Below are 11,390 nucleotides of genomic sequence, written 5' to 3'. Positions count from 1 at the left end.
TCAGACCACTTCCCGTTCCCATGGGTCGTCGCCGTCCAGCAGGTCGGCTGCGACCGTGTTCAGGAGTACCTCGGAGGTGCCGGCGGCGAGGGTGAGCCCGGGAGCCTCGCGCACCGCGAGCAACAGATCGGGGAACAGCGGATGGCCGGCGCTCCCGGCCGGCGGCGGCCCCAGCAGTTCCCAGGACAACCAGGCGACGTGTTGGGCCAGTTCGCTGGCCCACCATTTGGCCGCCGCGGCCGAGGACGCACCGGTTCGCCGCTCGGCCACGTCCTGCACGGCCCGCCATGCCAGGAGCCTGCACGCCTCGACCCGGGCGTCCAGGGCCCGCAGCGCGTGCCGTTCCTCGGCGGACCCGAGTCGGTCCCCGGCACGCAGACAGGCGATCAGCCGGTCGAGCCAGCGTCGGGCCCGACCGGCGAAGCAGATGCCGGTACGTTCCAGGCCCAGCGCCTGGGAGAGCAATGACCAGCCCTGTCCCGGCCGTCCCAGCAACGCGTCGTGCGGCAGGGCGACGTCGTCGAGCCGGACGTGGAAGAACACTTCGGGGTTGATTGTGGGGACCGCCGCGATGTGCACGCCCGGGGCGGACAGCGGGAGCACGAACAGGCTGATGTCCGCGTACTTGTTGCCGCCCCCGGCGGTCCGGGCCGCACAGATGGCGAACTCGGCGGACGAGGTACGGGCGTTCCACGCCTTGGCGCCGTTCAGCCGCCACCCGTTCCCGCTCGGCTCGGCCCGGGTGGCGAGGGCGCCGAGGTCGCTGCCGACCTCGGGTTCGGTGTAGAAGACGGCGAAGGCGGTCGTGCCCGCGGCCATGCCCGGCAGATGTCGGGCCCGTTGTTCGGGGGTCCCGGCCGCGAGAAGGGTGGCTCCCGCGTTGTCGACGGTGTTCACCCGGACACTGTCCGGGACGCCGTGCAGGGCGAGTTCCTCCGCGACCGTCGCCGCGGCGTACGGGTCGGCGTGCAGCCCGCCGTATGCGCGCGGCCAGTGCGGGGCGAGCAGGCCCGCGGCGCCCAGCGCGCGATAGGTCGCCTCGGCGTGCGGGAGGTCGCCTCCCCCGGCTGCGGCGGCCGTCCAGATCTCCTCCCGTTCCTCGCACAGTCGCGGCCGGTCGAGTATCCGCCGTACTCGGGCGCGTACATCCGCGTCGTCGGTGATCATTGCGGCCTGCATTCAACCTCCTGTGGATCCCGGCCGATCGCCGGCCCGGATGCGGTCGGGTCTCCACCCGAAATACCGCGCGCAATTCCGGGTCGCCGCCGCCATCCCTGCACACCGGCGAACCGGCGAACCGGATGATCGAATTCCGGAAATAGAAATCGATACACCCAGTGTGCGGAGTCGATCCCGGCGGATGTCAAGTGCCGATATCGCATTCCCAAAAATCACCGGGAAACGGTGCAACCCGCGCTGCTGCCCGCTGCCCAGCCCGCCAAACAAGAAATGTCCACGGTCTTTCGCTTCGCCATCGAATCCACCCGAATGCCGCCGCACGGAAAGGTATATAGGCAGGTCAGAAGCCATATCGAGATCAATACCGGGCCCTGACGTGCGCTGTTGACAATCGCCGATGCGCTTTCTACTTTGAGTTCGTACCGAAAGGCAGCGACTTCATATTCACCTTCGCTTCCGACGATCCGGCGAGAGCGTCGGTGACAATGTCGTGCATCGGTGACGCATAACCATTCGCGATCTTTATGCGCGAGCCGATCCTGCCCGTGGAACGTATCGTCGCGTGCCGCTCATCGTCGATCCGCCGCACATTCGGCAATGATCCGACCATGCCCGCCCGCCCTTCGGGAACCGGGTCCGCGCGGCACGGCGACCTCCACACCCGAACCGACCGAACCCGATGTGGAAGGACGAGATGTGACGACCTACGAGCAGACACCCGCCCGTGCGAACGGCGCGGGAGTCGACCGCGAGAGCGCGTCGGCCCAGAAGGAGACCGTCAAGTCGGTGTACCTGCGTGTCGCCGAGGAGTACGACGAGCGCATCCCCGGCAACGGCCCCTCCGACGACATGTTCACCCGGGCCGAACGCGACTTCCTCCTCGCCCGGGTCCACCCCGGCGACCGGGTGCTCGACATGGGCTGCGGTACCGGTCGCTTCACCGTGCCCCTGGCCGAACACGGGGCCCACGTCAGCGGATTGGACATCTCCCGCTCGATGCTCGACGTCGCCGAACGCAAGCTCGCCGCACGAGGTCTGCACGCCGACCTGCACGAAGGGGACATGGCATCGATTCCGTTCCCGGACGACTCGTTCGACACCGTCACCAGCATGCTCGCCCTGATGCACATCCCGATCGCGGACCGGCCGACCGTCTTCACCGAGGTCCGACGGGTGCTGCGCCCCGGCGGCCGGATGTTGCTCGGGGTCAAGAACTCCGTGTTCGAGCAGATGTTCACCGGCGATCGATTCGCCTCCGTGGACGTCACCGACGTCGAGAACAAGCAACTCCTGTTCACCAACACACGCAGCGGCGAAGAGTATGTCGCGCCCTGGTTCAGCTTCAGTCCTCAGGAGCTCACCACGCTGTTCGCCACCGTCGGCATGACGGTGACCCTGATGCGCGGCAATTCGCCGATCGCGGCCTGGCTGGCCGACGAAGTGCTCGCGGACAAGGGGATCGCCGACTTCGTGACGAGGATGGAAGGTTTCCTCGGCGACGTGGCGCCGTTCAACCACTTCGGCTACCACCTGCTGGTCGAGGCGGTCAAACCGATGATCTGACCCGTCGCCGTCGCACTCGGGTGCCCGACGGCACCGGTCGAGCAGTCTCCCGCACGAAAGGAGGCGGCGCGCCACGACGGTGGCGCGCCGCCTCCGCGCCCGAGCGGGGTTCGCCGGCCATCCGAGCACGCCGAAGCCGAGGGCCACGGCCCGTGGCACGGAAAGCCGCGCGCTCCACCCCCGAGCGCGCCGAAGCCGGGCGTCACGCCCCGTGCGACCGGGAGTGAGGGTCTGCCTCCGCGTCGCGTTCGTCCGTCGCCCGGGCCTGCGCGCCTCGACCCCTCGGCTCAAGCCCCTCCGCCTCTCGCCCTTCGGCGCCCCGCTCCTCCCCTCCCCCTTCCTCGTCCTGGGTCCGTACCTCCGCCCGGCGTTCGCCGATCAGCACCGCGACCACTCCGCCCACCACCACCACGGCGCCGACGATGACCCACACGGTGATCGACTCGTCCAGGACGAGCCATCCCAGGAACAACGCGACCGCCGGATTCACGTAGGTGTACGTCGTCGCGATCGAGGTCCGCGTGTGCGACACCAGCCACACGAAGGACACGTAGGCCAGGATCGACCCCGGTCCGATCAGATACAGCAGGGACAACACGCTGCGGCCGGACCACTGGGCGACGTCCGGGCGTTCGCCGACGGCCACGCCGACCACCAGCAGAACCGGGCCCGCGACCAGCATCTGCACGGCCGAGGCGAGGATCGCGTCCTCGACCACGGAGAAGCGCGGCGCGTAGTACGAGCCGATCGCCTCGGACAGTGCCGCGGCGAGCAGGAACAGGATGCCGGACACCGCGGCCGTGCCGCCGGTACCGCCGATCAGACTGAGCATGGCCACGCCCAGGAGGCCGCAGGCCACCCCGCCCGCGGTGGCCCAGCCGATCCTTTCCCCGTGTGCCACCCGCAGCAGCACCACCCACACGGGCACCGCCGCGGCCAGCAGCGCGGCCAGTCCGGACGGCACGGAATGCTCCCCGAGGGTGAGCAGGCCCAATCCGCCGCCGATCACCAGCAGGCCGATGAAGCCGGTTCCCACGAGCCGACGCCGGTCCAGGCGCGGCGGCGACCGTCGGCGGATCGCACACCAGCCGTAGAGCAGGGCGCCGGCGGCGACGAAGCGCAGACCTGCCCCGAACAGCGGCGGGACGGTCTCGACCATGATGCGGATCGCCAGATAGGTCGATCCGAAGACGACATAGACGACGGCCAGGTTCGCCGCGACGGCCCGACCCGAGGGCGGGGTGGGCGCACGATCGGTCACAGCACTCATGGCCCTGTCCCTGCCCTGGACGCGCCATCCGATACTCCGCCGAAAGCGGGCGCCCGCGTCGGGAGCCCGATTCCCACGAATCGTCGGATCGCCGAATCATCGGCTCGTCCGATCGCCCGACGTCGCGCGGGCGAACACGGATGGTGGCCAAGGACATTCGCAGCGCGACACGCCCCGTGTCCGCGTGCCGAACCACGTGCGAAGGGTCCACACTGGCACCCATGAAGGATCACGAGGGAGCGGCGACCGTGGTCCTGCCGAACGGACGGCGGATCGGCGTGCACGCGATCGTGGACGCCGACGAGGAGCGCCTCTACGACCCGGGGCCGGATGCGACACCGATCGGCTGGACGGGGACGTTGCGCCCGAAGAGCCCGGCGGCCCGCTCGGACCTGCACGAGATCTACCGGGCCGGCCAGGGACGGTTGTGCCTCCCCAGTGGCACGCGCGGCCGCTTCCTGGTGGTCGGCATCCGGATCGGGGCCGGACACCCCGACCACGTCGACATCATGGGCACCGGCGACCCCGCGAGCGAGTGACCTCCCCGCCCGCCGCCCACCACCGTCGCCGCACGCCCGGACATCCCGGGCGACCGGGTGGGCGGTAGGAAAGCCGACCGCCCCGCCCGGTTCACGTACGTCCGTCGCAGCTCGGGCCTCGCCCGGGCCGCACGCGCATCACCCTGCGGCCGTCACCCGGTCCGCGAGCTCCTTGTCCAGCGCCACTCTCACCAGCGCCGCCGCGAAGCGCGCCAGGTCGTCCCCGTCGACCAGTTCGGCCAGGGCGTCGGGCGATTTCGGCAGGCCGACGCGGGCCGCGCCGTCGAGCGCCTTCCCGTCCAGGACCGGGCGCAGGAACGGCCAGATCCCCTGGACTTCACGGCAGAAGATCAGGGCGCCGGACGGCCCGATACCGGGGAACTCCCGGAGCAGTTCCTCGACGCGGTCGCGCTGCTTGTCCGCTTCGCGGACGAGTCGACGCAGGTCGCCGCCGTGGCGTTCGCGGATCAGGTCGGCGCACTCGCCGAGCCGGGTCGCGGTGCCCTCGTCGTAGCGCACGTAATGGGCCCGCCCGAGCGCGTCCACTCGCTGCTGCCAGGTCAGTGCGGCCATGCCCGCGGGTGTCCCGCCGCCCGCCTCGAACAACTCGCGAGCGGCGTGGACGGCGATCGACGCCTTGATCCGCGTGGCCGTCAGGTTGCTCAGCACCAGCACCTGCCACAGCGGTGCGGGCGTGTCCGCGACCCGGATGCCCGCCTCTTCCGCGTACGTGGTTCCGGCCTCGGACAACAGGGCGTGCACCCGTCGGTCTTTCGTCTGGGTCGTACTCATGATGCGCCTCCCACATCCGGCTACCCGACGACACACGATCGAATCGGACGACACGTCCGCCGAGGGATTCCCGAGCGTCGGGAAGCGCCCCGGTGCCGGTTCGGTGGACCACGCCGGTCGGCGGCCTCGACCGCGCACCGCACACCCGCCCGCGTCGTGATCTTCCCCGGCGCTCACCCCCTTGCCGACGCGCCCCGGCCTGCGATGTCACACCCGGCGGGGCTGTCTCGTCTCGGTTTCGAAGACGGGCTCCGAACGAGAAGGTGATGGCATGCGGGTGTTCGTGGCGGGCGGATCGGGGGCTCCGGGGCGGCAGGTGGGTGCCGGGGCCGACGGGGCGGAAGCGACGGGCGACGACCGCGACGACCGCGATGAGGGGGGCGTGCGGCGGGCGGAGGAGTTCGAGGAGCTGCGACCGCTGCTGTTCTCGATCGCGTACCGCATCCTGGGCAGCGTGAGCGAGGCCGAGGACGCGGTCCAGGAGACCTGGCTGCGCTACGAGACCTCGCCGACCCGACCCACCTCGACCAAGGCGTTCCTGTCCGCCGTGGTGACCCGGATCTCGATCGACGTGCTGCGCTCGGCCCGCGTCCGGCGCGAGGAGTACGTCGGGCCGTGGTTCCCCGAACCGTTGCTGGCCGACCCGTACCAGGATCCGGAGCGCTCGGCGGAATTGGCCGACTCGTTGTCGATGGCGGCCCTGCTGCTGTTGGAGCGGCTCAGCCCGCTCGAACGCGCCGTCTTCGTGCTTCGCGAGGTGTTCGCCTTCGGCTTCGCGGAGATCGCCCCGGCCGTGGGGCGCTCGGAGGCGGCGTGCCGCCAACTCGCGGTGCGGGCGCGCCGCCACATGGACGCGGGCCGGCCACGGTTCGAGGCCGACCGGACCGAACGCGACGAGCTCGCGGGGCGATTCCTCGACGCCTTCCGGGAGGGCGACCTCGACGGGCTGCGCGAACTCCTCGCCGCGGACGTGCACCTGGTCGGCGACGGCGGAGGCAAGGTCCCGCAGTGGGCCGGCGGCATCTTCGGCGCCGAGAACGTGGCCCGACTGCTCGCCACCGTCGTCCCCTCGTTCGTCCGGATCGGCGGCGTCGTGGAACCGCACCAGGTGAACGGCCAGCCGGGCGCGATCCTCCGCGACCGGGACGGCAGGGTCCTCAACACCCTGTCGCTCGACATCCTCGACGGCCGGATCCTGGCGATCCGCACGGTGAACAACCCGGACAAGCTGGCGCACGTGGGTCCCGTGGCGGACGCCTGGGCGGTGCTGCGCGAAACCCGGCAGGTCGGCCGAGACACGAACTGACCGATCCGCCCACACCCTCGCCCGACGCCGAAGGCCCGTCCCGGAGTATCTCGGGGCGGGCCTTCGGCGTCGAGTGAAGTCGGCCAACCGCGGCCACTACGGAGTCACCGGAGGTGCTACGCGGTCACCATGGTGAACACCGGGTAGATCTTCGGCTGAATGTCCGGAGCGCCGAGACCGCTCAGGATCGGGATGATGATCTCGCTGAACCGTCGGAACGCTTCCTCGGATTCCCACACGTCCGCGACGAACCAACCCTCGGGGGTGGGACAGGCGGTGTGCGAGAGCAGACCCGGTACGGGCCAGTCTGCGGGGGACTTGACCGGACCGCGACCACCGGTCACCTGGTCGGCACTCGCCTCGTACATCGCCTGGGTCACGCCGGGCATTTCGAGAATCACGATGATCGCCATGTCGGTCGGCCTCCGGTGCGCAGTTGATTGCCGTGTCGGCCCAGTCGACCAGTGCGATCGACCCTCACGCACGCCGAGCTACGCCGAATGGACCGCGCCGGTCGCCCGTCAGCGGTTCGCGGAGGCGACGGAGTCGTCCGGCGTCATCGGCGGCGCCGCCCGCCGGATGCCCCGGTTCTTCAGGTGATGCGGATGCGGACGAGCCCGGGAGGCCGTCGGCGGGCGCACGTGCGTCGGCGTCCGCCCGATCCCCGCCGCCGTGCGGTCGGCGACCGACGCGCTGCCCGGACCCGACATGGCGGTGGCGTTCTCCAGGAAGCGCAGGAGTTCCACCGGGAAGGGCAGTACGACGGTCGAGTTCTTCTCGGCCGCCACCTCGACGATGGTCTGCAGCAGTCGCAGTTGCAGCGCCGCGGGGCTGCGCGTCATCACGTCCGCCGCGGAGGCGAGCTTGCGCGACGCCTGGAACTCGCCGTCGGCGGTGATGATCCGCGATCGCCGTTCCCGCTCGGCCTCGGCCTGCCTGGACATCGAGCGCTTCATCGACTCCGGCAGAGCCACGTCCTTGATCTCCACCCGGTCGATCTCCACGCCCCAGCCCACCGCGGGCGAGTCGATCATCAGGGCCAGGCCCTGATTGAGCGCCTCGCGGTTGGACAGCAGGTCGTCCAGGTCGCTCTTGCCGATGATCGAGCGCAACGACGTCTGGGCGACCTGCGACACCGCGAACACGTAGTCCTGTACCTCGACCGTCGCCTTGACCGGGTCGTTCACCCGGAAGTACACGACGGCGTCGACGCGAACGGTGACGTTGTCGCGGGTGATGCCGTCCTGGGCGGGGACCGGCATCGTCACGATCTGGGTGTTCACCTTCCGCAGGCGGTCCACGATCGGCACGATCCGGGTCAGGCCGGCCTCCCGGACCGGTACCTGCACGCGGCCCAGGCGGAACACCACGCCGCGCTCGTACTGACGGACCACCCGCAATCCGGCCCCGGCGAGCAGCGCGGCAAGCGCGGCGACGGCCCCGACGATGAATACGAACAGCAGGATCATGGCCCACTCCGGTGCCGAGCGACTGCCCCGAGCAGGCGGACGTCCCCGAGCGTCCCCTGAACTCCCACTGTAGCTCCGGCCGGGCTGCGATCGACCGTGATCGACTCGGCCCGAAGTCGGCGCGACACGAGCCCGAACGGGTTTGGGGTCGCCGCGGGACGGCGGTCCGGGTCGTGCACGCGTTTCCTGCGGGCGGCCGGAGGCTTCCCTGTGCGGCGCGAATGGCACGGGTCCGATATCCGCGGGCCCGGTGCCGCGTCCGGATAAGCCGTCGGCCCGATGGTGGATCATCGAATGCCGGGTGGGCCGCAGGCATCGCGAATAGAAAAAGAAGATCGAGATTTGTTACTGCTCGATAATTGTCGGAACCGGCTCGGATTCGACATCGATATTCGATCGTCGAATGTCCGTTCCGGGTGGATCCGCACACGGCCGAGCCGCTGCCTTCGGGCAGCGGCTCGGCGTGTGTTCTCGGGCTTGCGCAGGGCTCCGGGGGGTGTTGTACGTTCGTACTCCCATCTGCCCCGCCGTTCTCCGGGCGGCGCTCGGGTGGCGGCGGTTGTGCCGGGGCCGAGGGTGCTCGTGGTTCTGTCCGTACTTTCACTACGGACAGCACCGTTCACGAGTACCCGAGGCCGGACCGACCCGAGGGGTTCGGATCGTTGCGAGGGGGGCGCGTCCCGTTCGGTCAGATCGGGAAGCCGGTGGGAGGCGGCGACGCCTTGAGGTTGCAGGTGACGGTCAGCCCGGGCGGGGTGATCGTCATGACGATGCTGCTGGGCGCACTGGGGATGGCCACGCTGCCCGCCTTTTGCAGGACGATGCTGGTGTGGATGCCCGCGCTGATCGCCGTGGGGTTGGCCAGGCCGCTCTGGTTGCCGGTCAGGGTCCCCGTGATGCCGCCCGCCGGGATGGCGGTCGGCACGAAGTAGGTCAGGTTGGCCGTCAGCGTGAGCAGGTTGCTCGCACTGCGGGTGAACGTGGCGCCGACCGTACTGCCGTAGACGCCGCAGTCGTAGGTCGCCTTGCCCGTGCCCGCCGCGGAGGCCGGGGTGACCATGGCCGCGGTGGCGCCGATCGCGCACGCCGCGGCGATGACCCCGCTTTTGATCTTCGACATGAGAACAGGTCCCTTCCGCATCGACACCCGAAGGGCGGGACGGCGCAACGCACACGCGGCCCCGAGCGCCGAACGTGATGCAGTGATTGCCATTCGAAAGAACCGGGCCGGACAGCCCGGACGTGGCCGTGCGGTTGCGTATCTTGCCTGCGGTTCGGCAAATACGATAAAGCAAAGTTCCCCAAGGATCGCCCGCAGGTCAAGACCCTTCGCCGGGAAACCGTAACGTCGGCGAAACCCGGACACCGATGAAATGATCTTGAATATGTGATCGCGCTCGGACTCGACACGTGTCACCTGAATCGGCGGTACGCCGCTATTGATTTCCGAGCCCTTTGCGTACAGATTCCCCACCATCATTGGACCTCCGTATGCCGCCCCGGCATCCGACGGAAGTCGATCGTGTGTGGCTCGGAGCCGGGACGACCTGCGGAAGCGATCTTCCACGCGCCCGCGGCGGGTGGGGTCGGTTCACGAAGGAGCACGGTTTTGGGGTTACGAAGATTGCTCCCCCACAGGGCAACGGCCGCCGTGGTGGCGGGGGTTCTGGGGGTGGCGGGGGCCGCGGCACTGGCGCCGGCCGCACATGCCGCGCCCATCGAGTACACATCGCAGTGCACGAACCGGACACTGCCGAACCTGCCGATCGATCCGTCACAGACCAAGGTCGACATCTCCGTGGATCCGGTCAAGCCCACGTACCGGGTGGGTGACACGATCACGGTGAACTGGAAGTGGTTGTCCTACGGCATCGTGCCGCCGAACACTCCGATCGTGACCAAGGTGGAGAAGGATTCGACTCTCCCCAAGGGCAAGATCGGGTTGTCCGGTGCGCAGACCCGCGAGATGGACGTCGAGGGCGAACGCAAGAATCCCGAGACTCCGCTCGGCCAGGAATTGATCGTCACCGACATGAAGGGCACCGTCACCCTCACCGACGCCGGCGTCGTCAACCTGACTCCGCTCCAACACTCGACGTGGACGATGGCATTCGGCTTCGACTCCGAGACCCGGTGCCTGCCCACGACCCCGGTACCGGTGGGCGCCTCGATCACGGTGGAGCCGGGCGAGGTGCAGTTGCCGGTTCTGCAGGCGCCGGACGGCGACGTCTACCCGGGTTCGACCATCGCCCTGACCGGCAGCAGATTCGCACCGAACGGCACCCCGCAGGTCGCGCTGTGCGCGGCGGACGGCAGCGGCTGCGATGCGGCCAAGTTTCTGACGAACACGCTCGCCATCGACGCCCAGGGCAACCTGACCGGGTCCGCGACGCTGTATCCGTTCGGCATCGAGGACGGTCGGTACGTGGTGCGGGTCTCCGACGGCACCAAGGAGGCGACGGACACCCTCTCCATCAAGGCGTTCGTACCGGGGCAGCGGGTCCTCACCGCCGACCGGGCATCCGGCCCGGTGGGCACCGTGGTCAAGCTCGAAGGCCACGACTGGGTTCCCAACTACGAACTCCAGATCAGCGGTGTGGACGCCGACGGCAACATCACCGACGTCCCGATCAGTGTCATGACCTCTCCCGACGGCAGGTTCTCCGCCGAGTACGTCATCGGCGCCGCCGAGGACGTCGCGATCCGCGCCGTCGCGGGCTTCGACGACAACGGCATGACGGTTCCCTTCCGGGTGACCGACGACGGCACCCTGGGGCAGTCGATCACCGGCACGATCACCCCCGGCGGCCTGACGATGACCCAGGCGGCGACGGGGATCGACTTCGGTACGACGACCCTGAACGGCCGGGAGCAGACCATGCACGCGGCGCTGAACCGGGTGACCGTCGTCGACGCGCGCGGCAGCGCACTGGGCTGGCAGTTGACCGGATCGGTGTCCGACCTGAAGTCGGACCGGGGCACCATCCCGGCCGCGAACGTGGCCTGGACGCCCTCCTGCGCGGCAGCTCCGGGCAGTCCGTCCACGGTGACCTCGGGGTCGACCGGCCCGATCGGGTCCGGCGCGACCCTGTGCTCCCAGGCGCCGGGCAGCGCCGGGCCGACCGGCGGCAGTTTCACCGCGGACGCCGCACTGGCCCTGACCGTACCGGCGTTCGCGACGCCGGGCACCTACGGCGGGACGATCACGCTGACCCTGTCGTGACCGAACCGGCCCGGCCCTCGCGCGAGTTCGGGTAGGCGGCCCCGGCGGA

The 11,390-nt window shown here is 69.8% G+C and carries 10 protein-coding genes; 4 read left to right on the top strand and 6 right to left on the bottom strand.

The features are described 5' to 3' along the window. On the bottom strand, positions 1-1,179 hold the full coding sequence (locus ACZOOI_RS41680; protein WP_465282030.1) for an acyl-CoA dehydrogenase family protein: 1,179 nt from the start codon (positions 1,177-1,179) through the stop codon (positions 1-3). A 696-nt stretch (positions 1,180-1,875) separates the two neighbouring features. Between ACZOOI_RS41680 and ACZOOI_RS41675 the strand changes: the two genes are divergently transcribed. Then, a complete protein-coding gene (locus ACZOOI_RS41675; RefSeq protein WP_465282029.1) occupies positions 1,876-2,742 on the top strand; it encodes a class I SAM-dependent methyltransferase in 867 nt (288 codons plus the stop codon). 202 nt (positions 2,743-2,944) lie between these two features. Here ACZOOI_RS41675 and ACZOOI_RS41670 read toward each other — a convergent pair whose 3' ends face one another. Further along, complete coding sequence (locus tag ACZOOI_RS41670; protein ID WP_465282028.1) at positions 2,945-4,012, bottom strand: EamA family transporter; 1,068 nt, start codon at positions 4,010-4,012, stop codon at positions 2,945-2,947. Positions 4,013-4,233: 221 nt separating this feature from the next. Between ACZOOI_RS41670 and ACZOOI_RS41665 the strand changes: the two genes are divergently transcribed. Beyond that, complete coding sequence (locus ACZOOI_RS41665; RefSeq protein ID WP_465282027.1) at positions 4,234-4,551, top strand: hypothetical protein; 318 nt, start codon at positions 4,234-4,236, stop codon at positions 4,549-4,551. Positions 4,552-4,689: 138 nt separating this feature from the next. Here ACZOOI_RS41665 and ACZOOI_RS41660 read toward each other — a convergent pair whose 3' ends face one another. Continuing rightward, positions 4,690-5,343, bottom strand: coding sequence for an HhH-GDP family DNA glycosylase (locus tag ACZOOI_RS41660; RefSeq protein WP_465282026.1), 654 nt, complete (start codon positions 5,341-5,343; stop codon positions 4,690-4,692). 382 nt (positions 5,344-5,725) lie between these two features. Between ACZOOI_RS41660 and ACZOOI_RS41655 the strand changes: the two genes are divergently transcribed. Continuing rightward, complete coding sequence (locus ACZOOI_RS41655) at positions 5,726-6,649, top strand: RNA polymerase sigma-70 factor (protein ID WP_465284153.1); 924 nt, start codon at positions 5,726-5,728, stop codon at positions 6,647-6,649. A 116-nt stretch (positions 6,650-6,765) separates the two neighbouring features. Here ACZOOI_RS41655 and ACZOOI_RS41650 read toward each other — a convergent pair whose 3' ends face one another. The 3 genes from ACZOOI_RS41650 to ACZOOI_RS41640 form a co-directional block, all read right to left on the bottom strand. Next, on the bottom strand, positions 6,766-7,062 hold the full coding sequence (locus ACZOOI_RS41650; RefSeq protein ID WP_465282025.1) for a hypothetical protein: 297 nt from the start codon (positions 7,060-7,062) through the stop codon (positions 6,766-6,768). Between the two features lie 108 nt (positions 7,063-7,170). Next, on the bottom strand, positions 7,171-8,118 hold the full coding sequence (locus ACZOOI_RS41645; RefSeq protein ID WP_465282024.1) for a slipin family protein: 948 nt from the start codon (positions 8,116-8,118) through the stop codon (positions 7,171-7,173). Between the two features lie 688 nt (positions 8,119-8,806). Beyond that, complete coding sequence (locus tag ACZOOI_RS41640; protein WP_465282023.1) at positions 8,807-9,238, bottom strand: hypothetical protein; 432 nt, start codon at positions 9,236-9,238, stop codon at positions 8,807-8,809. A 552-nt stretch (positions 9,239-9,790) separates the two neighbouring features. Between ACZOOI_RS41640 and ACZOOI_RS41635 the strand changes: the two genes are divergently transcribed. After that, on the top strand, positions 9,791-11,341 hold the full coding sequence (locus tag ACZOOI_RS41635) for a WxL domain-containing protein (protein ID WP_465282022.1): 1,551 nt from the start codon (positions 9,791-9,793) through the stop codon (positions 11,339-11,341). The last annotated feature ends 49 nt before the right edge of the window (positions 11,342-11,390 follow it).

It is taken from the genome of Embleya sp. L77 (genome assembly GCF_055557415.1).
The sequence above is the reverse complement of the archived record's forward strand: the minus strand, read 5'-3'. Positions and strand labels throughout refer to the sequence as shown.